General features: G+C 68.3%; 21 protein-coding genes. 7 read left to right on the forward strand and 14 right to left on the reverse strand.

Going from position 1 to position 22,094, the window contains the following annotated elements; all coding sequences use genetic code 11:
• Positions 1-3 precede the first annotated feature (3 nt).
• From HYU53_08650 to HYU53_08670, 5 genes are read right to left on the reverse strand one after another with little or no spacing between them, the layout of a single operon-like run.
• On the reverse strand, positions 4-453 hold the full coding sequence (locus tag HYU53_08650) for a hypothetical protein (protein ID MBI2221264.1): 450 nt from the start codon (positions 451-453) through the stop codon (positions 4-6).
• 46 nt (positions 454-499) lie between these two features.
• Positions 500-1,237, reverse strand: coding sequence for a prolipoprotein diacylglyceryl transferase (locus HYU53_08655; protein MBI2221265.1), 738 nt, complete (start codon positions 1,235-1,237; stop codon positions 500-502).
• 23 nt (positions 1,238-1,260) lie between these two features.
• On the reverse strand, positions 1,261-1,587 hold the full coding sequence (locus HYU53_08660; protein ID MBI2221266.1) for a hypothetical protein: 327 nt from the start codon (positions 1,585-1,587) through the stop codon (positions 1,261-1,263).
• Entirely contained in the window at positions 1,584-2,216 is a 633-nt protein-coding gene (locus HYU53_08665) for a cytochrome c (GenBank protein MBI2221267.1), read from the reverse strand. Before HYU53_08665 ends, HYU53_08660 begins: the two co-directional genes overlap by 4 nt.
• Before the next feature lie 26 nt (positions 2,217-2,242).
• Positions 2,243-3,070: a substrate-binding domain-containing protein gene (locus HYU53_08670; protein MBI2221268.1), complete on the reverse strand. Its 828-nt coding sequence runs from the start codon at positions 3,068-3,070 to the stop codon at positions 2,243-2,245.
• 112 nt (positions 3,071-3,182) lie between these two features.
• Between HYU53_08670 and HYU53_08675 the strand changes: the two genes are divergently transcribed.
• The 4 genes from HYU53_08675 (at position 3,183) to HYU53_08690 (ending at position 8,759) form a co-directional block, all read left to right on the forward strand.
• Positions 3,183-3,866: a response regulator transcription factor gene (locus HYU53_08675; protein MBI2221269.1), complete on the forward strand. Its 684-nt coding sequence runs from the start codon at positions 3,183-3,185 to the stop codon at positions 3,864-3,866.
• The gene (locus tag HYU53_08680; GenBank protein MBI2221270.1) at positions 3,863-5,278 is read left to right on the forward strand and encodes a HAMP domain-containing protein; all 1,416 of its coding nucleotides are present in this window, start codon (positions 3,863-3,865) and stop codon (positions 5,276-5,278) included. Before HYU53_08675 ends, HYU53_08680 begins: the two co-directional genes overlap by 4 nt.
• An 89-nt stretch (positions 5,279-5,367) precedes the next feature.
• Positions 5,368-6,288, forward strand: coding sequence for a DmsE family decaheme c-type cytochrome (locus HYU53_08685; GenBank protein ID MBI2221271.1), 921 nt, complete (start codon positions 5,368-5,370; stop codon positions 6,286-6,288).
• Positions 6,289-6,299: 11 nt separating this feature from the next.
• Entirely contained in the window at positions 6,300-8,759 is a 2,460-nt protein-coding gene (locus HYU53_08690) for an MtrB/PioB family outer membrane beta-barrel protein (protein ID MBI2221272.1), read from the forward strand.
• A 163-nt stretch (positions 8,760-8,922) separates the two neighbouring features.
• Here HYU53_08690 and HYU53_08695 read toward each other — a convergent pair whose 3' ends face one another.
• The 4 genes from HYU53_08695 to HYU53_08710 all read right to left on the reverse strand — a co-directional run bounded on the left by HYU53_08695 (position 8,923) and on the right by HYU53_08710 (position 12,291).
• Positions 8,923-9,975, reverse strand: coding sequence for a sigma-54-dependent Fis family transcriptional regulator (locus HYU53_08695; GenBank protein ID MBI2221273.1), 1,053 nt, complete (start codon positions 9,973-9,975; stop codon positions 8,923-8,925).
• Between the two features lie 15 nt (positions 9,976-9,990).
• Positions 9,991-10,215, reverse strand: a complete 225-nt coding sequence (locus HYU53_08700) for a NifU family protein (GenBank protein ID MBI2221274.1) — start codon at positions 10,213-10,215, stop codon at positions 9,991-9,993.
• Between the two features lie 159 nt (positions 10,216-10,374).
• Positions 10,375-11,736 (reverse strand): sigma-54-dependent Fis family transcriptional regulator, encoded by a 1,362-nt coding sequence (locus HYU53_08705; GenBank protein ID MBI2221275.1) that lies wholly within the window; start codon positions 11,734-11,736, stop codon positions 10,375-10,377.
• A 60-nt stretch (positions 11,737-11,796) separates the two neighbouring features.
• Entirely contained in the window at positions 11,797-12,291 is a 495-nt protein-coding gene (locus tag HYU53_08710; protein MBI2221276.1) for a response regulator, read from the reverse strand.
• A gap of 60 nt (positions 12,292-12,351) precedes the next feature.
• Here HYU53_08710 and HYU53_08715 point away from each other — a divergent pair, with 60 nt between their 5' ends.
• A complete protein-coding gene (locus HYU53_08715; GenBank protein MBI2221277.1) occupies positions 12,352-14,103 on the forward strand; it encodes a PAS domain S-box protein in 1,752 nt (583 codons plus the stop codon).
• Positions 14,104-14,166: 63 nt separating this feature from the next.
• Here HYU53_08715 and HYU53_08720 read toward each other — a convergent pair whose 3' ends face one another.
• The 4 genes from HYU53_08720 to HYU53_08735 form a co-directional block, all read right to left on the reverse strand.
• The gene (locus tag HYU53_08720) at positions 14,167-16,839 is read right to left on the reverse strand and encodes a GNAT family N-acetyltransferase (GenBank protein ID MBI2221278.1); all 2,673 of its coding nucleotides are present in this window, start codon (positions 16,837-16,839) and stop codon (positions 14,167-14,169) included.
• Positions 16,840-16,995: 156 nt separating this feature from the next.
• Positions 16,996-18,465 carry a cardiolipin synthase B gene (locus tag HYU53_08725; protein ID MBI2221279.1) on the reverse strand — a complete coding sequence of 490 codons (1,470 nt, stop codon included), beginning with the start codon at positions 18,463-18,465 and terminating at the stop codon, positions 16,996-16,998.
• Positions 18,466-18,473: 8 nt separating this feature from the next.
• Positions 18,474-18,689 (reverse strand): hypothetical protein, encoded by a 216-nt coding sequence (locus HYU53_08730; protein MBI2221280.1) that lies wholly within the window; start codon positions 18,687-18,689, stop codon positions 18,474-18,476.
• Between the two features lie 61 nt (positions 18,690-18,750).
• A complete protein-coding gene (locus HYU53_08735; protein ID MBI2221281.1) occupies positions 18,751-19,689 on the reverse strand; it encodes a proline dehydrogenase family protein in 939 nt (312 codons plus the stop codon).
• Between the two features lie 89 nt (positions 19,690-19,778).
• Between HYU53_08735 and HYU53_08740 the strand changes: the two genes are divergently transcribed.
• Both HYU53_08740 and HYU53_08745 read left to right on the forward strand, forming a co-directional pair.
• Positions 19,779-21,125, forward strand: coding sequence for an Nramp family divalent metal transporter (locus HYU53_08740; protein ID MBI2221282.1), 1,347 nt, complete (start codon positions 19,779-19,781; stop codon positions 21,123-21,125).
• 14 nt (positions 21,126-21,139) lie between these two features.
• A complete protein-coding gene (locus HYU53_08745) occupies positions 21,140-21,574 on the forward strand; it encodes a universal stress protein (GenBank protein ID MBI2221283.1) in 435 nt (144 codons plus the stop codon).
• A gap of 28 nt (positions 21,575-21,602) precedes the next feature.
• Here the strand turns inward: HYU53_08745 and HYU53_08750 are convergent, their stop codons facing one another.
• A complete protein-coding gene (locus HYU53_08750; GenBank protein ID MBI2221284.1) occupies positions 21,603-22,064 on the reverse strand; it encodes a DUF4920 domain-containing protein in 462 nt (153 codons plus the stop codon).
• Positions 22,065-22,094 lie beyond the last annotated feature (30 nt).

Genomic DNA, 22,094 nt, shown 5'->3' on the forward strand with positions numbered 1-22,094 from the left:
TGCTCAGTGCTTCATGCCGCCCATGTTCTTCACCATGGGGCACTGCATCATGCCCTGCGCACCCGCCTGCATGTGCTCCATCATGTGCTGCATCATGCCGCCCTGCATCTTCTCCATGCCGTCGCGCATGGCTTTGCGCTGCGTCACGAGCTCATTGACCACAGCGGCGGTGGCATCCACCTTCGCCTGACCCGTCGCGCTGTTCATCGTCTGGGCGAGCGTGTCGAGCCCGGCGTCCATTTCCTTCATGTGCGCCATCATCTTCTGGCGCGCGGCCATCATGGCCTGGCAGTCGGTCGTCATCTTGCCCTGCATGCCCGACGTTTGCGGTTGCGGCGGCTCGGCTGGATGCTGGTGCTGCGCGGCCTGGGCGAGACGTGCCGCGTGCGCCACTGGAGCACCCGCAATGCACACCAATGCGGCCATCAGCAGGGATCCTTTCAGCATGCGCATGTGACGTGACCTCCGTGAGAAAAACGTTCTGTTCAGTATGCTCCTGTCAGTATCCTCCCGCCGCGCGCCGGGGGCGTGGAAAATTGCGGCAGAGTTGCACCAGCCCCGCTCCAATGGCCGCGAGGGATGCCCAGTGGGCGACACTCATGCCCAGCGCCACCGGAGGATTCACCCTGATCCATTCGATGGCAAACCGGATGGCACCGGCGCCGATGAGATAAGCGCCCAGCACGGCGCGATCGGGGACGCCGTTGCGGCGCAACCGTCCGAGAGCCCAGGCGAGCGGCAGCAACGCAAGGCATTCGTAAAGCTGCGTGGGATGGACGGGAACATCGGTCGGCGGCAGCCCTTCCGGGAACGCGACGGCCCACGGCACGCCGGACGGACGGCCGTAATCGTCGCCGACCAGGAAACAACCAATCCTTCCTATCGCATGGCCGATGGCCAATGCCGGCGTCGCCGCCGCCAGAACCGGAATGACGGGCAGGCGTTTCGCGACGATCGTGATCAGTCCTGCGGCGAGCCCGCCGGCGAGCCCGCCGTACCAGCTGAGCCCTCCGCGGGACAACAGCAGGCCGCGCCACGGCTCCTCGCCAAAATGTTCGGCGAACCACAGGAGCTTTGCTCCCGCAAGCCCTCCAACGACACCCGAGATCGCGGCATCCACGGCCCCTGGTGCAAGGTTCGAGCGGCCCAATTCCCTGGAGAAGATCCAGAGCCCAATCAGCGCTCCCAGCGCCACCATCACGCCGAAGCTGGTCACGACGAAGTCGCCGAAGCGCACGAGCTCTGGATACATCGAACGCGTCAGCGCTTCGGCCGATTGGCCAGTCGCACTTCCCTGGCGACCAGGGTTTCCTTACCCGCGGCATCTTTCTCAGTCATCGCCGTCACGACGACGCGGTCGCCAACCTTGATCTCCGATCGCGTGGCGGTCGTCTTTTCGCGCAGGATCTTCGTCTTTTCGTTCACCACCACCATCGAGACCTTGCCGTCCCTGGCGGCTTTGACCTCGAATCCATTCTCGTGAATCACCGACACGGTCCCCATGATTCTGTGATCGTGTCCCTCGTGTGCGATGGCGGGCGTGCCAACGCAGGCAAGCAGCGCGAGCGCCAGAACAATCCGTCTCATTGATGCTCTCCATGCCTATGACGCGGCCGCGGGGGCGCAGGGGCGTTGTCTTCCTCCGACAGGAACCGGCGCGTCTCTTCTTCCTCGCGCCATTGGTCCGCGCTCTTCGGGTTCAAGCCTTTCATCTCCTCCAGCTCGGCGTCGGTGAGTTTCGGCAGGTGCCGGATGAACTGGACGAGGTGCCAGCTCGCCGTTTCACCCTCAGAAGTACCCGTCGCCCACGCCGGCATGCCTGTGAAGCGCACGCCGTTTTCGATGATGTAGAAGAGCTCGCCGTCGGTGAGATCCTGCGTCGCCCCCTTACGCATGTCCGGCGCCGGCGGATACAGGCCCTTGCCCATTTCCGCGTCGCCGCTGCCGTCGTTCGCGTGGCACACCGCGCAGTGATCGGCAAAGTGCTCCAGGCCGCTCCGGAGGGATTCGCGGGTCTGCGCCACCGGTGCGCGCAGATCGCGGGCGGCGCGAGGGATGGCCGCGGCGCGCAAGCGGCGGGCGACAACCGTTTCCGCACGGCCCGGCGTCGCGCGCGCGCTGATCCCGCCCGCGGCAAACCAGGCCGCCGCGGTCACCGCGAGAGCCCCGACGAGGGCGAGCAGGACCACCACCACACGGAGCAGAACTTGAAGCACGCTGCCTCCTCGGTCGCGGGCGCCCATCACCGCGGCAGGTCGAACGGCCGGCTACCCTCGCGGTCCGACGGCCACGCGGTAAAGGCCGCCGCGTCCCTGACTCGATATCCGGCAATCACATCACGGCCGGGGCCGCGGCACAACCACTCGGCAAAGCGTCGCGCCGCCGGCGAGGCGTTGCGCGGGAGAATGACCGCGTACGTATTGATCAGCGCCGGATCGCCGCCGAAGAGGATCTGCACGGACACTGCGGGGGCCAGCTGCACCACGGTGGCCCGATCGCAGAGAGTGTAGGCGCCGATCTGCGACGCCACGCGCAGCGTGCCGGCCATGCCCTGCCCTGCCACGATCAGGCGGCTTCCCGTGGGGCGCGCTGCCGCCGCGCGCCACAGGTCTTCCTCCCGCTCGTGCGTTCCCGAGCTGTCGCCGCGTGAAACAAACGTGGCGTCGAGCCGCGCGATTCGCGCCATCGCTTCTCTCGCCGTCCGGGCGCCGCCGACCCCGGCGGGATCGGCGGGTGGACCGGTGAGAACGAAGTCATTGAACATGATCTTGCGGTAGGACCAGCCGGCGTTGCGCGCGAGGAATTCCGCTTCGCGCTTCGGGGCATGGCTGATGACCACCGCCACGTCGCCGCGCTCGAGCATCCTCAGGGCTTGTCCGCTGCCGACCAGGTGAGCGCGAAGGGTGATCCCCGTCCGAACGCGAAAGGCGGGCACCAGGGTGTCAAGCAGGCCGCTATGCCCCACGCTCGTGGTGGTCGCAAGGACGAGGAGCGGCGGGGCATCGTCGCGGCAGCCGGCAGAGGCCAGGAGGAGGACCAGGCAGGCGGCCGCGCGAGTCGTGATGGTCACGTCGATCACAAGCCTATAACGGACTTCGCGGATCTTCCTGACGCCACTCTTCAGGAATTCTTCAGGTTCGTCACCGGCGCAATCGGAGTTACCCTTGGGCTGACAGCCATCCATGCGAGTGCTGATTGTCGAGGACGACGCGAAGGTTGCGGCGGCGGTCAAGGCGGGGCTGGCGGCCGAGGGCTACGATGCGGTGGTGTCTCGCAGCGGCGAAGACGGCTACTTCCGCGTGACAACCGAGCCGTTCGACGCGTTGGTCCTCGACCTGGGCCTGCCGGGACGGAGCGGGCTCGAGGTTCTCTCGGGGCTCCGCGGGCGCGGGTTGGCGATCCCCGTCCTGGTGCTGACCGCCCGGGACAGCGTCGATGACCGCGTGGTCGGCCTGGACGCGGGGGCCGACGATTATCTGGTCAAGCCGTTCGCCTTCGCGGAGCTCGTCGCACGCCTGAGAGCCCTGCTGCGGCGCGGCCGGCCCGACGAAACCCATCGGCTGCGGCTCGCGGACCTCGAGCTCGATGCCGCGACGCGCACGGTCGATCGCGGCGGCCAGGCGATCGAGCTGACCGCTCGCGAGTTCCAGTTGCTCGAGTACCTCCTGCGTCACCAGGGACAGGTCGTGTCCCGGGAGATGCTGGCGCGCGACGTGTGGAAGGAGGTCGCGCGCGCGACGCCGCTCGACAACGTGATCGACGTGCACATCACCAGGCTGCGGAAGAAGGTCGACCTGGGATTCTCCGCGCGCCTGATCCACACGGTCCGGGGCGTGGGATTCCTGGTCAAGGAGGAAGAGACGTGACCGTGTGGCGGCTGCGCACGCGCCTGACGGCGTGGTTCGCCGGGTCGATCATGGCGATCCTGGTGCCGTTCCTCGCCGGCATCCTCGCCCTCGAATGGCGCTCGATGCGCGCCGCGCTCGACCACCATCTGTCCGAGGATCTCGAGGTCGCCGCGCAGATGCTCGTGCGGTTCGACTCGGTCGTCGGCTGGCGGTCGACCATGGACACCGACCCGGGGTACGACGCGGGTCCCCAGCGGTGGGTCGAAGTGTACAACTCGGGCGGGGAGCCGCTGTTTCTCCGCGGCGTGCCCAGGAGTGCCGCGATCCGTGCCGCGATCGCGCCGCCGCCGCCCGGCTCGCAGGGTTTTCGCACGCTGAAGACCCCGGCCGGAGCCCACGTCCGCACGCTGACCGTTGAGCGCGACTTCGGCGACCACCGCTTGTGGGTTCGCGTCGCGCGGAGCGAAGACGGGCTGCGGCAGGACCTGAGCGATCTCATCCTCCTCTTTTCCATCGGCGCACCGCTCGGCGTGCTGGCGGCGGCCTTTGCCGGCCATCTCATCGCCGGACGCGCGCTCGCGCCCCTCGGACGGATGGCCGAGCGTGCGCGCTCCATCAGCGCCGAGCACCTCGCCGAGCGACTGCCGGTCGAGAACGCCGACGACGAGCTGGGCCGGCTCGCCACGGTGTTCAATGACACCTTCGCGCGGCTCGAGTCGTCTTTCGAGAGGCTGAAACGCTTCACGGCCGATGCCTCCCACGAGCTGCGCACGCCGCTGACCGCGATCCGCAGCGTGGGCGAGGTGGCGCTGCGCGAGGCCCACGACGAGGCCGCATACCGCGAGATCATCGGAAGCATGCTCGAGGAAGTGGAGCGCCTCTCGCGAGTCGTCGAGACGCTGCTCATGCTCTCGCGGTGGGAGAGCGGCGGCGCCAGGCCCGCCCTGGAGACGGTGGACCTTCAGGCCATTACCGACGACGTGGTTGGCCAGGTCGCGGTGCTGGCCGAGGAGCGCGACGTGACCATCGACGTTCGGCTCGCGGGGCCGCTCGTCGTGGTCTGCGACCCGGTCATGGCCCGGCAGGCGATCCTGAACGTCGTCGACAACGCGATCAAGTTCACGCGCCCGCGCGGACGCGTCACGATCTGGTCCCGCACGACGGCAGAGGGGCAGGAGCTGATCGTCGACGACGAGGGCGCCGGGATCCCGCCGGACCAGCGGGAGCGCGTGCTGCAGCGGTTCTACCGGATCGGCGAGGGACGTGGCCGCGCCGAAGGGGGTGCCGGCCTCGGCCTGGCCATCGTCCACTGGGCGCTCACCGCGAACAAGGGGCGCATTGCGATCGACGGGAATCCGGCCGGAGGCGCGCGGATCGTCCTGTCCCTGCCCCCTCCCGACGCGTCCCGCGCCGCGCAGAACCGATCCTGAACGCGAATTCAGGAACTCTTCAGGTCCACTCCAGCCGCCAGTTCCTAGACTTGGACCTGACGTCATTTCTATCAGGAGTCATTCAAACAATGCTGCGACATCGCTGGACCTGGCTCGCAGGAGCCACCGGTACGCTTGCTCTGGCCATCGGCTGGAGCGTCGTATCGGCCAAGACGCCCGCAAAGCCGGTCGATTGGGCTGCGCTCAACCCCGCGTTTGCCGGCGCGACGTTCGTCAACAACCCGGAAACGTGCCGGACGTGCCACGAGGACGCCATGGCGCCCTACGCGCACACGACGCACGCGCTCGCGTTCGGGACGACGCCCCCCGAGACCAGCGGCGAGTGCGAAAGCTGCCATGGGCCGCGGAGCGCGCACGTGGAGAACCCGACGGCGGAACTGCGGATCGACCGATCCTCGAAGGCGGGGTCCGCCATCTGCCTGCAGTGCCACCAGGGCAAGTCACGCTTCGGCTGGAAGGCGGGCGCGCACCACTCGAACGACGTGAGCTGCTCGTCGTGCCACGCCGTGATGGCGAAGAAGAGCGAGCGGGCGCTCCTCGTGAAAGCGACGGTGACCGAGACCTGCTACCAGTGCCACGGCGAGGTCCGGGCCGAGACGAACAAGATGTCTCACCACCCGGTGCGCGAGGGGCGCATGGACTGCGCGGCGTGCCACAACGCGCACGGGGGGACGCCGCGCCTGCTGATCAAACCGACGGTCAACGAGACGTGCGTCACGTGCCACGCCGAGAAGCGCGGTCCGTTCGTATGGGAGCACGCGCCGGCGCGTGAAAGCTGCGCGACGTGCCACACGCCGCACGGCTCCAACCAGCGCAACCTCCTGACGGCCAAGGACCCGTTCCTGTGCCTCAGCTGCCACAACTACGGCGGGCACATCAACCTGCCGCGGTACAACCGCGTGAGCAACCCGTACGGCAACGGCTGCTCGAACTGCCACCTGAGCGTGCACGGATCGAACCATCCGTCCGGCGCGAAGCTGACTCGATAAGGAGGATCGCCATGAGACGGATCATCGTGACCCTGGCGGTCCTCTGCGCCGCCCCCGCATTCGCCCAGACACCGCCGCCGCCAGCGCCGAGCGTGGCCGCCCCGGCCTCGCCGCGCGTTGGGGGCAGCGTGACCACCGGCGTCCAGCAGTTCGACAACTCGTCCAACTCGAGCAAGCTCGGGGAGTATCGCGACCTGCGCGACGACTTCTTCCTCCCGAACGCCTCCATCAGCGGCAGCAACGCGGCGACCGGCTGGTTCTTCAACCTGAGCGCGTTCAATCTCACGCGGGACGACCAGACGATTCTCGCGCGCGGCGGCCGTCCGGGCGCGTGGAGCTTCCAGGCGGACTGGAACGAGACGCCGCACAACTTCAGCAACAAGGCGGTGACGCCGTACATCCGCCGCGGCCCCGGGCTCTTCGAGCTGCCGGCGACGGTTCCGATCGCGTTCAAGAAGCTCGCGACCGGCGCGGCTGACGCGAACGGCGTGCTCGCGAGCGATGCGCTCGTCGCCGCCTACCAGTCCACGTTTCTCGCGGCGACGCCGCTCGCGACGCAGACCAACACCGGGCATTTCGCGCTTGGCTGGAGCGAGTCCGACGCGATCAGCCTCGCGGTGGTCTACGACCGCCGCGAGAAGACCGGCCTGAAGGCCGCGTACGGACCAATCGGCGACCGTCCCCCGCGGACCCTCAACATCCAGTTGACCGAACCGGTGGACTACCGCACGAACGACATCACACTCTCCGCCGAGCACGACGGCGGCCGCTATCAGCTGCGGGCCGAGTATCTGTTCTCCGACTTTGCGAACCAGATCGACACGCTGCGCTGGCAGAACGCCTTCACCACGGCGCCAGCCGGCGCCGAGTTCGACGTCTGGGATCGCCGCGTGGGGACGTACGGCGCCCGGCCCCTGCCGCCGGACAACCGCTATCACAACGCCACGGCCAGCGCCGGCATCGACATGCCGCGCGACAGCCGCCTGACCGCGACCGTGTCGTACGGGCGTCTCGAACAGGACGAAACCCTGCTGCCGTACGCCACGTTCAACGCCATTGCCAATCCGGCGTTGCCGCGGAGCACGGCGGAGGCGCTCATCAAGACCACGCACCTCGCCGCCGACTACGTGATCGCGCCGGCGCCCCGGCTGAACGTCCGTGCGTTCTTCCGGCGCACCGATCTCGACAACGAGACTCCGTCCGACCGATGGCAGTACGTCACGTCGGACACCACGAGCCTCACCGGCACGGTGTCGTACGTGAACAAGCGCGTGAGCCTGCCCTACGCGTGGGACCGGCAGAACGCCGGGGCGGAGACGACGTGGCGGCTGCCGGCGCGCAGCACGTTCACGCTGGGATACGAGCGGGAGTCGATCGGCCGCGATTTCCGCGAGGCTGACACGACCGAGGACATGCTGCGCGCGACGTGGCGGATGCGGCCGGCGCGCGGCGTCTCCGTGCAGGGGCGCTACGTATACGGCACCAGGGACGGCGGCACCTACAACGGCACGGTCACACACGAAGGCTACTGGTACGCGCCGTCGGAGGCGAATGACAACAACAACCCGCTGCTGACGTTCGACAACCATCCCGATACGCGCCGCTACGACGTCTCCGACCGGGAGCGGCAGCAGTTCGACCTGACGCTCAACCTGACGCCGGGCGATCTGTACGCCGTCTCCGCGTTCGTACGCTATCGCAACGACGACTTCGCATCGGACGTCGTACCGACGCAGCCGCTGGCGGGCACCACGCTCGCCGACCGCAATGCCACCACGCCCGGCGATCAGCTCGGGCTGCTCGAAGACAGGCGGCTGCGATACGGCGTGGACCTCTTCGCGCAGCCGGGCGCGCGCGTCATGCTGAACGCGTTCCTGAACTTCGACGAGGGCACCAGCCTGGAGCGGTCGATCGAGTTCAATGAGAACAACAAGGCGAATCCGAGCGCCATTGCCAACTCGGTGCTCGGGCCGTGGACACGGGCGAGCAGCCAGTGGACCGCCGACTTCGACGATCGGACCTGGAGCGGCGGCCTGGGCGCAACGCTTCAGATCGTTCCTGAACGCCTGGTGCTGATCGCCGACTACACGGCTTCGCTCGCCGAGGTCGACATCACCTACGGGGGCTTCGGGCTCACCAGCTTCGACGGCGCGCCGCTCGCGCCGAACCACGAGTTTGCGTTCTCGACGCCGCCGGTGATTCGCGAAGATCTCCAGGTCCTGAACCTGCGCTTCGAGATTCCGATCCGGTCAATCGTGCTGATCGCCGGCTACAGCTACGAGACCTACACGCTCGAGGACTGGCAGCAGGGATCGAGCGCGCCGTGGGTGGAAGCAGTCGGGAGCGGCACGTTCCTTCGGGACAGCTCGCGGTCCCATCAGTGGGGCAACCGGCTGTTCACCCTGGGCACGTACCTGGCGCCCAGCTACGACGCGCACGTGGGCTTCGCGGGGTTTAGGTACCGATTCTAGGGGGTTCGAGGGGGTCGAAGGGGTCGAGGGGTTCGAAGGGGTTCGAAGCGAGGGGTTCGAGAAGTTCGACGGGTTCCGGCTCCCGGCTCGCTGGAACGCATCGAACCATCGAACCTCTCGAACCCTTCGAACCCCCTCGAACCCCTCGAACCTTTCGATTCACCTACATCGCCGCGGCGAGCGGCGAATCCGACGCCGCTTCTGCCGCCGGCGCTTCGTCGCTCACCTGCAGCCCGCAGCGCGCGATCCGGTCGCCGAGCGTCGATCGCTTGATGTTCAGCAGCTCCGCGGCGCGCGACTTGTTGCTCTTGCTCACCTTCAGCGCCCAGTTGATCAGGCTCGTCTCCACCTCGCGGAGGCGGTCGTCGAGCGAGATGCCCGCCGGCAGGCCGTCGGCGTCGTTCAACGGCGCTTCCTGCAGCGCGTCGGGCCCCACCTGGAAGAGCACCTGCGCACCCATGCAGCCGACCCGAATCGTCCCGCACGTGCAGGTCTGCGCCATGCGCTCGCACGCGTTCTCGAGCTCGCGGACGTTCCCCGGCCAGTCGTACCGCGTGAAGATGTTCTTCACCATCGGCGAGATGTCCGGCGCCGCCTCGCCCCGCTGGCGGAAGAACCGCTTGAAGAAATGGTCGATGAGCGCCGGGATGTCCTCGCGCCGCTCGCGCAGCGGCGGCAGGTTGATCGGCAGCACGTTCAACCGGTAGTAGAGGTCCTCCCGGAACTTGCCCTCCGAGACGAGCTGCTTCAGGTCCTTCTTGCTGCCGGTGATGACGCGGACGTTGACCGGCGTCGCGCGCGTGCCGCCCACCCGCTCGATGACCCGGTTCTGGATGACCCGCAGCAGCTTCACCTGCATGGCGAGCGGCACGTCATCGATGTCGTCGAGGAAGATCGTGCCCCCCTGCGCCAGCTCGAACCGTCCCGGCTTGTCCTTGATCGCGCCGGTGAAGGCGCCGCGCTCGTGGCCGAACAGCTCGGTCTCGATCAGGTTCTCCGAGAAGAGGGCGCAGCTCACGGCGACGAAGGGTTGGTGCCGGCGAGGGCTGGAGTGATGAATGAGGTTGGCAATGACTTCCTTGCCAGTCCCGCTCTCGCCGGTTATGAGGACGTTGCTCTGGCTGTCGGCGATGACCCGGACGAAATCGAACACGCCACGCATCCGCGGGCTGTGCCCGACGACGACCGAATCAGGTGAGAAGCTGCTGTTCCGCAAAGGTCGTCCCTCCTCCTACACGACTTCGAGCTGCTCGAACTCGCGGATCTCGTCTCGCAGCGCCATCTCGACGCCCAGATACAGCGTCATATGGGCGCTGGGACACCCGGCACACATTCCCGTGAGCCGCACCCGCGCGTTGTTGCCGTCTACCCCTACCAGCTCGATGTCGCCCCCATCTGCCTGGAGCAGCGGCCGAATCCGCTGCAGCACCGTTTCCACGCGCTCGCGAGAAACCATCAGTCGCCCCTCAGTAATTTATGATTCCTGCCGACTTTCCGGCAGCAACGCCTGTGCCAGTGAACTTTTCGTCGATTTTCTGAGTAAAACGCGCTGGTCGCGCGTTTTGCAATGGGGGCAGTCCACGGAGCGGGGAATTTTCCGCAGCGGGCCGGGGAATTACGCGCCCTTCTCCAGCCCGAACTTCTCGATCCGGTAGCGGATCTGGTCGCGGTTCAAGCCGAGGAGCGCGGCCGCCTTCGTCTGGTTTCCGCCCGTCCGCCGGAGCGCCTGCCTCACCAGATCCCGTTCCAGCGTTTCGAGATCCACGCCATCGGCAGGCAGCTCGAAGCCCGCCACCACCTGGCGCTTGCTCGACAGGAGCGGAAAGTCGGATTCATCCAGGCGGTCCGCCTCCACCAGGAGCATCGCGCGCTCGACGGCGTTCTTCAGCTCGCGGATGTTGCCCGGCCACGTGTACCGGGCGAGCAGCTGCTCGGCCGCCGGCGTCAGCCCCTTCACGCCCTTGCGGAACTCCGTGTTGAAGCTGTCCACGAAGTACTTCGTGAGCACGGGAATGTCGGCGCGCCGCTCGCGCAGCGGCGGCAGCTCGATCCGCATCACGTTCAACCGGTAGTACAGATCCTCGCGAAACTTCCCTTCCTTGACCGCCTCCTCGAGCTCGCGGTTGGTGGCCGCGATGACGCGGGCGTCCACGCGGATGTCCGCGGCGCCGCCGACGCGCTTGAAGGCGCGCTCCTCGAGAAACCGCAACAGCTTGGCCTGCAGCGCGGGGACCATCTCGCCGATCTCATCGAGAAAGACCGTCCCCCCGTCCGCCGACTCCAGCAGCCCGATCTTCTGCTGCCGCGCGTCGGTCAAGGCGCCGCGCTCGTGCCCGAACAGCTCGGATTCGAGCAGCGTTTCGGGCAGCGCCGAACACGTGATGTTCATGAAGGGGCGCGCGGCGCGCTCGCTGTTGTAGTGGATGACCTTCGCGGCCAGGTCCTTCCCCGTGCCGCTCTCACCGGTCAACAGCACCGTCGAGGCGCGGCTCGACGCCACCTTGCCGATCAGCGCCTTCAACTGGGTTGCGTTCGGCGAGGTGCCGACGATACGGTCGATCGAGTACGGCGCCGATTCGCTGGCCCGGAGCGCGCGCACCTCGCGGCGCAGCCGCGTCGTCTCGAGCGCCTTGTCGACGAGCATCGAGACTTCGTCGAGGTTGAACGGCTTGTTCGCATAGTGGTACGCGCCCGCCTTCATCGCCTCGACGGCGAGCTCGACGCCCTGGTGGGCGGTGAGCAGGATCACGGGAAGGTCGCGGTCGCGCTCCTTGAGCCGCGTGAGGATCGACAGCCCGTCCGAGTCGGGGAGCTTGTAGTCGAGCAGGACCAGGTCCACGCCTTCCGCGGCGCGCTGCAGCGCCTCGCGGCCAGTCGGCGCGTCCACGACGCGGTGCCCGTCCTGCGACAGGCGCTCGGACAGCGACCAGCGAACGAGCGATTCGTCATCGACCACGAGCACGGTGGCCTGCGGCATAGCCACAATTATAGGCACAAGGCCCGAGGCTGCAGGCACGAGGGGGTGACTGGTGTCTGGTTAGGCTTCGCCCACCGCGTCTTCGACCAGCGTCACGATGTGGTGGAGGTCGAACGGCTTGCTGACGACGTGGAAGGCGCCGAGGCGGAGGGCGTCCTCGGTGGTTTCCGGCGAGCCGTAGGCGGTCATCATGATGACCGGCGTGGCGGGCGCGAGCTGCCGGATTTGCCGCAGCAGCCCGAGGTCCGCGCTGTCGGGCAGGCGCAGGTCGAGCAGGACGGCGTGGACCGCCGGCGCGTCCGGCGTGAAGCGCTGGAGCGCGCCGCGGGCATCCTCGGCTTCGACCACCTCGAAACCGGCCCTGGCGAGCCCCTCGTTGAGCGACCACCGGATCAGCAGCTCGTCATCGACGACGAGAACCCGGCGTGTGGGGGTTTTTTCGCGCCTTTCGGTGAATTTTCCGCCTTCCGCCGCGACGGGCGCGGGTGGCTGCGGGGTCGCGTTTTCGGCCGCGATTCCGGCGTCGTTGCGGTGCGGAAATGAAACTACTACCATGAGCGGAAGCTTGGTCCGACCCTCTCCCTACAAGTTCCGCGCCACGAGGACCTGCACGCCATGACACTCCCGCGGTCGGTGTGGCCGCTCGTCGGCTTTGCGACCGCGGCGGTCATCTTCCTGCTCGATATCACCCAGCCCGGGGGGATCGCTGTTGCGATCCTCTACGTTGTCGCGATCCTCATCGGCATGTGGACGCCGCAGGCGTACTACTCGCTCCTGGTCGCGGCCCTGGCGACGGCCCTGACGTGGATCGACATCCCGCTCTCGCCGCAGGGAGAGTACCGGATCGCGTTCATCAACCGCATGCTCGTGGTGATCTCGCTCTGGGTGACCGCCGTCCTCGTCGTGCAGCGGCGCGTGGCGCAGGAAGCGCTCGCCGAGCGCACGCGCCATGCCCAGCTGTATCTCGACGTCGCCGGGGTGATGCTCGTGGTGCTCGATCGCCGGCAGCGCGTGCTGCTGCTGAACCGCAAGGCGCGCGAGCTGCTGCAGGTCTCCGAGCGCGACGTGCTCGGCCGGGACTGGTTCGACCTGTTCGTCCCCGAACGGGTGCGCGACGCGGTGCGTGCCGGCCACCTGCACTTCGTCGAGGGGGACGCCTCGCTCGAGACGGCGGATTACACCGTGCTGACGCGCGGCGGCGGCGAGCGGATGATCCACTGGCACCGCGCGATCATCCGCGACGCGTCGGGCGCCGTCATCGGATCGATCGGGTCTGGGGAGGACATGACCCCGACCCGCACGGCCGAGTCCGCCCTGCGCAAGACGATCAAGGACCTCCAGGACATCAAGTACGCGATCGACCAGGCGGCGATTGTCGCCACGACCGACGTGCACGGGAAGATCACGTACGCGAACGACAAGTTCTGTGAGATCTCGAAGTACCGGCGCGAGGAGCTGATCGGGCAGGATCACCGGATCATCAACTCCGGGTATCACTCCAAGGAGTACATCCGGGACCTGTGGCGGACGATCGCGCGCGGCCAGGTCTGGCGCGGCGAGATCAAGAACCGCGCGAAGGACGACACGACCTACTGGGTTGACACGACGATCGTCCCGTTCCTCGACGAGCGCGGGAAGCCGTACCAGTACATGGCCATCCGGTCGGACATCACCGACCGCAAGCGGCAGGAGGAACGGCTGCGCGAGCAGGCGGCCCTCGCGCGGCTCGGCGAGATGGCGGCCGTCGTCGCGCACGAGGTGAAGAACCCGCTCGCGGGCATCCGCGGCGCGCTCCAGATCATCGGCACGCGGCTGCCGGCCGACACGCGCGATCGGTCGGTCATCGGCGACATCCTCACGCGCCTCGACTCGCTCAACAACATCGTCCAGGATCTGCTGCTGTTCGCGCGCCCGCGCACGCCGCGCGCCGACAAGGTGCCGCTCGGCACGCTCATCATGAGCACGCTCGAGCTGCTCAAGAAGGACCCGAATTTCGCGCGCGTCGAGGTCGCCGTGCACGGCAACGACCCGGTCGTCGAAGCCGACGCCGAGCAGCTGCAGACGGTCTTCACGAACCTGCTGCTGAACGCGGCGCAGGCGTCCGGAGGGTCAGGGCGCATCGACGTCGTGCTGGAGCCGCGCGATGGATGGTGCGACGTGAAAGTGCGCGACCACGGTCCGGGCATTCCGGCCGAGGTGCGCGAGCGGATCTTCGAGCCGTTCTTCACGACGAAGCACCGCGGCACCGGCCTTGGACTGCCGACCGCGAAGCGCGTGGTGGAGCTGCACCGCGGGACGATCGCGGTCGCGGCGGCGGCCGGGGGCGGGACGGAAGTGACGGTGACGCTGCCGGCTCAGAGACAGTGAATAAGTGGGACAGTCACACTTTTCCGCCGCGAATCAGCGGAAAAGTGTGACTGTCCCACTTATTCAGTACACCACCCGCCTCGACAGCTGGCCGGCCCGCTTCTCGACGCGGATTCTCGCGTCGAGGATCTTGCCACCGCACTCGAGCACTTTGATCGGGTTGATGTCGAGTTCCTGGATCTCGGGGCACAGCTCGACCAGCGCGGACACGCGCAGCAGGGCCTCCCGCAGCGCGGGCTCGTCCACCGGCGCCGAGCCGCGATAGCCGCGCAGCAACTTCGCGCCGCGCACCTCCTGCAGCATCTCGGCGGCGTCGCAGTCGGTCAGCGGGTGGAGGCGGAACACCGAGTCCCGCAGCAGGTCCACGAGGATCCCCCCGCTGCCGCACGCCAGCACGGGCCCGAACGACGCGTCGTGCAGCGCCCCGATGAACATCTCGACGCCGCCGGTGACCATCTCCTGCACGAGCACGCCGGACAGATCGACGCCGAAGTGTTCCTCGAACGATTCGTACGTGCGCCACGCCTCCTGCGGCGTCGCGATGCCGAGCCTGACCGCGCCGGCGTCGCTCTTGTGGACGATGTCCGGGCTGATCGCCTTCATCACGAGCGGGAAGCCGATCTCCTTGGCCGCCTGGACCGCTGCGTCCTTGTCGGTGACGAGGCGGCTTGCCGCCGCGGCGAGCCCGACGGCCCCGAGCATGGACGAGACTTCGGGCGGTGTGAGCCAGCCGCCGCCGCGCGCGAGCGCGCGCAGCATGATGGCCCGCACCGCGTCGCGGTTGATGCCCGGCAGCGCCGGCGCCACGCCCTCTTCACGCGCGCGCCACTCCGCGAAGCCCGCCACGCGCGACAGCGCGATCGCGGCCGACTCCGGGAACGGGTAGCACGGCACCGGCGTGAGCACGGTCGGCGCGCCATCGATCTGCATGAACGTCGCGACAATCGGCTTGCTCGCGCCCTTCGCGGCGCCCACAATCGCCCGCGCCACTGCTTCGGCTTCCGTCACGAGCGGCGGGATGAAGATCGTCATGATCGCGTCGACGCGCTCGTCGGCCAGCAGGATGTCGAGCGCCCGCCGGAAGTGCTCGGCCGGCGCCGACGCCAGCATGTCCACGGGGTTCCCCACGCTCGCCGCCTCCGGGAGGAAGTGACGCAGCGCGGACTTGGTCTTCTCGGAGAGCGCGGGCAGCTCGAGCCCGTTCGCCTCGCACGCGTCCGCCGCGAGGATGCCGGGGCCGCCCGCGTTCGAGAGAATGGCCACGCGCCGGCCGCGCGGCAGCGGCTGGTTCGCGAGCAGCGCGGCCACGTCGAACATCTCGTCCAGCGTGTTGGTGCGGATGACGCCCGCCTGGCGGCACAGGGCGTCCACCACCGCGTCGCTCGTCGCGAGCGCGCCGGTATGCGACGAGGCCGCGCGAATCCCCGCACGCGACCGGCCGGATTTCACCGCCACGATCGGCTTGCGCCGCGAGATGCGCCGCGCGATCTGGCTGAACTTCTTCGGGTTCCCGAAGCTCTCGAGGTACAGCAGGATCACGTCCGTCCGGGGATCGTCGTCCCAGTACTGCAGCAGGTCGTTGCCCGATACGTCCGTCTTGTTGCCGATCGACGCGAAGCTCGAGATCCCGATGTTCAGGCGCCGCGCCGAATCGAGAATGGCCACGCCAAGCGCGCCGCTCTGCGTGGACATCGCCACGCGCCCCGCGGGCGGGAACACCTGCGAAAAAGTGGCGTTCAGGTTCAGCGCCGGATCGGTGTTCAGGATCCCCATGCAGTTCGGCCCGATCAGGCGGATGCCCGCGGTGCGGATCTTCTCGAGCAGCTTCCGCTCGCGCTCCTTCCCTTCCGCCCCCGCCTCGCCGAACCCGGAGCTGATGACCAGGACGCCGCGCACCCCCTTGTCGATGCAGTCGTCGGCCGCATCGAGCACGTCGGCCGCCGGCACGCAGATCACCGCCAGGTCCACCGGCCCCGGGATGCTCGCCACGCTCGGGTAGCTGCGCAGCCCCTCGATCTCCGAGGCGTACGGGTTGACCGGGTAGATTCCCCCGGTGAAGCCCGTACTCTTCAGGTTGTGCAGCACCTCGGCGCCGATCTTGCCGCGCGCGCGGTTGGCGCCGACCACGGCGACGCCGCGCGGCTCGAAGAAGGCCTTCATCGACGCGACCGCCGCGTGCTGCGATCGCTCGGCCGCGCGCTCCTCGTACTCCGCCGTCCGTTCGAGCGAGAGGACGACGTGATACACGCCGCCGTCCACGTGGCGCTGCACGGCGAATCCGCACTCGAGGAACACTTCCATCATCCTGCGGTTTTCGCCGAGCACGTACGCGTTGAAGGTGCGGACGCCGCGCGTCGCCGCAATGTCGGCGAGCCGCTCCAGCATCCGCGTCCCGACGCCCCGCCCCTGGAGCCTGTCGGCGATCGCGAACGCCACCTCGGCACGATCGGGCGTGGACGGCAACCGGTAGAACCCCGCCAGCGCCACGATGCCGCGGTGCGATTCGCCGACAATCGCGAACTCGTTCTCGTAATCGACCGTCGCCAGCGCCTTCACCCTGTGGACGTCAATGCGGGGCACCGCCATGAAGCGGAAGTACAGGCTCTCGGGCGACAGGCCCCGGAAGAATTCCAGGAGCGGCGGTTCATCCTCCGGTCGTACCGGGCGCAGCCGCAGCGTGGAGCCGTCGCGCAGAACGACATCTGACTCGAACTCGACAGGGTAGGTGAGGGGCATAGCGCTGCGGACAGCGCCTGCGAACGTCGCGCCGCGCGCAGATGGGCGTAATTTCAATGGTTTGCGGGCCAACCTCGGCGGCGGCTGCCGGAAATCCGGCACCTGTGCGAAGAGCACGAGGCCTCTGCGCGTTTCGCGCCTTCCGCGGGGAAGACTCTAGCGGCCTGGCTCCCGGTGGTTCTTTCGCCGCTCGCGCCCTTCGAGGTACAGCCGCAGGGAGCGGATCAGCAGCGACAACCCCCACCAGCCGACGATCAGCGCGAAGGGCCACGCGATCGCGCGCGGCCATTTCACCGCGGCGACGGCCAGCAACAGCAGCACGAGCGCCATCGGCCCGAGCAGCCGTGCCTCGGACGGCCCAAAGCCGCGCCGGTTCCGGATCGCGGCGCCGACCGCGCTGCCGATGCCGATCGCGCCCGCCGTGGCGCGTCCCGCGCTGCCGCGGCGGCGCCAGCGCACGCGGCGCCTGCCTGGAAACGGCGCGGGATGCAGCGGTTTGACGCGCTGCCGCGGCGTGAGCACCACTTCGGTGGCCTTCTCGAGATCGGACTCGTACTGCTGCTCCATCGCCGCCGCGAACGCGTCATCGTCTATGGCGACGTCGAGCTCCCAGTTGCCGAGCCAGCTGAACGGGTTGAGATTGGTCGAGCCGACGCGCGCCCAGCGACCGTCGGCCACGGCCGTCTTGGCGTGAAGCATCGAACCGTTCCACTCGAAGACGCGCACGCCCGACTCGAGGAGCGGTCGGTACGCTGAGATCGACAGCGCGCGCAGGCCAGGAACGTCGCTGGAGCCGGGGACGAGAATCCGGACGTCCACGCCGTCGGCGGCCGCCGCGCGCAGGGCCTGCACGTACGGGGTGGTGGCGACGAAGTAGGCGTCGGTGATCCACAGGCGCTCGCGGGCCGCGGCGGTGACGATCTGATCGAGGCGATAGAGCGCCGCGCTGGACGGCACGGTCGCGATGACCCGAACCGGGAGGTCGCCGGCAGAGGGGATCGACTCGAGCGTGGGGCGCTCCTCCTCGGGGAGCGGCGCTCCGGCCTCGGCCCACATGGACGCAAACGCCTGCTCCACCTCGGCAACCGCCGGGCCCGCGAGCTCAATCCCGGTGTCCCGCCACGGGTCGATCTTCCTGCTCTCGTTGCCGACCCAGGCGCTGCCGATGCACAGTCCGGTGACGAACGCGACGTGCCCGTCGACGCCGATCACCTTGCGATGATCGCGGCTCGCCCACGCGAGCGGGCTGTCGAACCGCGGCGGATTGAAGCAGCGGACGTCAACCCCCGCGTGGCGCAGGACGCGAACGAAGCGGCGCGGGCGCGGCTTGAACGTGCCCCACCAGTCGTAGAGCACGCGCACGCGCACCCCGTCGCGGGCGCGCGCGGCGAGCGCGTCCGCGAACTGCAGTCCGACCTCGTCGTCGTGGATGATGTAGGTTTCGAAGTGGATCCAGTGCCGCGCGGCGCCGATCGCGTCGAGCCAGGCCGGGTAGTTCTCGCGCGCGTCGCAGAGCAGGCGCGCGCGATTGCCCGGGATCGGTTCGGCGCCGCTCGCGCGCGTCAGCGCCTGCTGGATGACGCTGTCGACCGCGTGCTGCCGGGAGGCGGCCTGGCTCGGGGACATGGATCCGTTCAGCGGCGCTTGCGCGACGCGCTCTCGCGTTTCGGCCCGCCGCCCTTTCGGGAACGCGATCCTCTGGTCTCGCCCGCCTGGCGCCGCTGCTTGTTGACGGTGGCGGCCGCAATCCGTTTCGCGGTCTTCGCGCTGCGGCCGCGCTTCAGAGCTGAAGCCTTGATCTTTTCGTACTGGCGCCCGCGCTTGGCGCTCTTCACACCACGTGGCGGCATGGCGTCCTCCGCGGGCGAGAAGTGCAAGATCCGGTCCCCGCTGAGCCTGACCGGCGGGGCATCACCCGCGCCCGCCGAGCACGTTCTTCACGACAAACCCGATGTTGGCGGGCCGCTCGGCGAGCCGCCGCATGTACCAGGGGAACCAATACTCGCCGTAGCTGATGAGCACGCGCAGCCGGCGCCCGCAGGATGCGAGCCGCTGTTGGAGCGGCCGGCCGATGCCGTAAAGCATCGCGAACTCATACGCCTGCGGCGGCACGCGGTTCTCGTCGATGAACCGCAGCAGGCGATCGACGAGCGCCGCGTCGTGCGTGCCGATGTGCAGGAGGGTGCCATGCTTCTGCGCGTCGGCGTCCAGCATGCGGGCGGACAAGGTGTAGAAGCTCTCGTCCACGTCACGCTTGTCGGGAAACGCGACGTCCGGCGGCTCCAGGTACGCCCCCTTGACAAGCCGGATCGCGCATCCGAGCGGCAGCAGCGCCTCGACGTCCTGCGCGGTGCGCCGCAGGTACGCCTGCAGCGCGATCCCGACCCGGCTCGATCGCGCGCGCGCGGCGCGGAACAGCTTCAGCGTGGGATCGACGTACGGGGAGCTTTCCATGTCGATCCAGATGAAGTTGTTGCGCCCGGCGGCGCGATCGAGCAGGCGATCCAGGTTGCGCCCGCACAACGCGGGGTCGAGATCGAGGCCGAGCTGCGTGGGCTTGATCGAAATCTGCGCGTCGAGGCCGGATGCTGCCACGCGATCGAGCAGCGTCAGGTAGTGTTGTGTGACCTCCTCCGCCTCGGCCGCCGCCGTCAGGTTCTCACCGAGATGCGTCAGGATCGTGGTGATCCCCTCCGGCTTCAGCGTCGCGGCGGCCGCCAGCGCGTCCTCCATCCGCTCGCCTGGCATGAACCGGGACACCGATCGCCTGACGAACGCCCGCTGCGTCGCCTGTTTCCGGAGCCACGGGCTCGTCGAGCCCGCCAGCAGGATCTTCCGCATAATCGACATGATGGCGTCCTCCGCCTGATGTGAAACCGCCGACATTCTCGCACACGACTGGACGGAAACGCGCCGGGGCCGTAGCATGACGGCGTCCCATGCTTCGACGACCACGTCTTCCCACGCTCCGCCGGGTGCCCGAGCCCTATGACGCGGACACGCGCAGCCTGTCGGAGGTCCATGGCACCATCGCGATTCCGCTGGCCGGGTTCTGGCGCAAGCTCTTTGCGTTTGCCGGCCCGGGCTACCTCGTGGCGGTCGGCTACATGGATCCGGGCAACTGGGCAACCGATCTGGCCGGCGGATCCCGGTACGGGTACCGCCTGCTCAGCGTCATCCTGATTTCGAATTTCATGGCGATCCTGCTGCAGGCGCTCGCGGCGCGCCTGGGGATCGCCACCGGCCGCGACCTCGCGCAGGCGTGCCGCGACGCGTACTCGAAGCCGGTCACGGTCAGCCTGTGGATCCTCGCGGAGCTGGCCATTGCCGCCACCGATCTCGCGGAAGTGGTGGGCGCGGCGATCGCGCTGGAGCTGCTCTTCGGGATCCCGCTCGCCTGGGGCGTGTCGCTGACCGCACTGGACGTGCTCGTCGTGCTCTACGTCCAGCGCCTCGGCTTCCGCTACGTCGAAGCGATCGTCGTCGCACTCGTGGTGGCCATTGCGGGCTGCTTCGCCATCGAGCTGTCGATGGCGCGCCCCGACATGGCGGGGATCCTCAGCGGCTTCGTGCCGCGCGGCGAGATCGTCCGCGACCCCGCGATGCTCTATATCGCCGTCGGCATCCTCGGCGCGACCGTGATGCCGCACAACCTGTACCTGCACTCCTCCATCGTGCAGACGCGGAAGTACTCGGATGCCCTCGAGAGCCGCCGCGAGGCGATCGGCTTCGCGACCATCGACTCGACGATCGCGCTGATGTCGGCGCTGGCGGTCAACGCCGCGATTCTCATCATGGCGGCGGCGACGTTCCACGGCACGGGATACGGGGATGTCGCCGACATCTCGGTGGCCTACCAGCTGCTCACGCCGCTGCTCGGCACGGTGCTCGCCAGCAAGCTGTTCGGCGTCGCGCTGCTCCTCGCGGGACAGAACGCGACGCTGACCGGCACGCTGGCGGGCCAGATCGTGATGGAGGGGTTCCTGATGTGGCGCATCCGGCCGTGGCTCCGCCGCATCATCACGCGGCTCGCCGCTGTCGTCCCGGCGCTGCTCGTCGTGATCTACGCGGGGGATCGCGGCGCCGGCCAGCTGCTGGTGTTGAGCCAGGTCATCCTCAGCATGCAGCTGCCCTTCGCGATTTTTCCCCTGATCCGTTTCGTGTCCGACCGCCGCAAGATGGGCGAGCTCGTTCCGGGCCGCGCCACGATGGCACTTGCCTGGACGACCGGTGTCATCATTGCCGCGCTCAACGTGTGGCTGCTGTACCAGAGCATCGCGTTGTAGGTGAGGACCGGGCCATGTATTCGCGCATCCTCGTTGCCGTCGAACACTCACCCGCGGACCGGACGATCATCCATCACGTCCGCCAGCTCGCACGGCTGTGCGGGTCGGAACTGCTGCTCGTCCACGTCGCCGATGGCTGGGCGGCGCGGAACATCGAGCAACTCGACCTGAGGGACTCCGAGGAGATTCGCGACGACCGCGACTACCTGGAGAAGCTCGTCGTCGAACTGAATGGTGAGGGATTAAAGACCGCCGGGCGACTGGCGTTCGGCGATCCCGCGACCGAGCTCGTACGGGTCGCCAGGGAGGAACGGGTGGATCTCGTCGCCATGGCCACGCATGGCCACCGCTATCTCGCCGACATCGTGCACGGCGCCACGGCCGACCGCGTCCGCCACGCGCTGGACATCCCGGTCCTCATGCTGAGAGCTGCCAAGGAGCCCGCGTGATCCGCGGGCTCCTTTCTCCAACACCGTCTCAGTAGACGATCGCGCCAGTCGCCTTGATCCGATACTCCGGTGCCTTGGGCGTGGTCGCGTCCTTCGCGCCGGCGGCCTCCTGCGCGTGTTCCGCCTCGCGTGCATCGCCCGGGCCAATCCGTTCGAAGGCCCCCTCGGCCGACGCGCGCTTCCCTTTCGCGTCTTTCGGGAACACGATGCCGCCGCCGTGGTCCACCTTGAACTGGATCCCGTCGCTCTGCTCGCTGTCGGCGATCTGGATCCAGCAGCCCATGCTCTGGCAGACGGCGCGGACGGTGCCGTCCACGCGAACGGTCTTGCCCACGTAGTCGTCCGGCTTCGCCAGCGGGTCGGCGACCTTGGCGCTCGTCGTGAGCGTCACGCCCCCGCCGAACGACGTGCCCTTGGCCGCCTCCTGTGCGGAAACAGCGAGCGAGGCGACGGCAGCCATCGCGGCGGCCACCAGGAACATCCGTTTCATGAGTCCTCCCATGGTGAGATGCCCACCATC

Source organism: Acidobacteriota bacterium, assembly GCA_016184105.1.
Classification (GTDB): domain Bacteria; phylum Acidobacteriota; class Vicinamibacteria; order Vicinamibacterales; family 2-12-FULL-66-21; genus JACPDI01.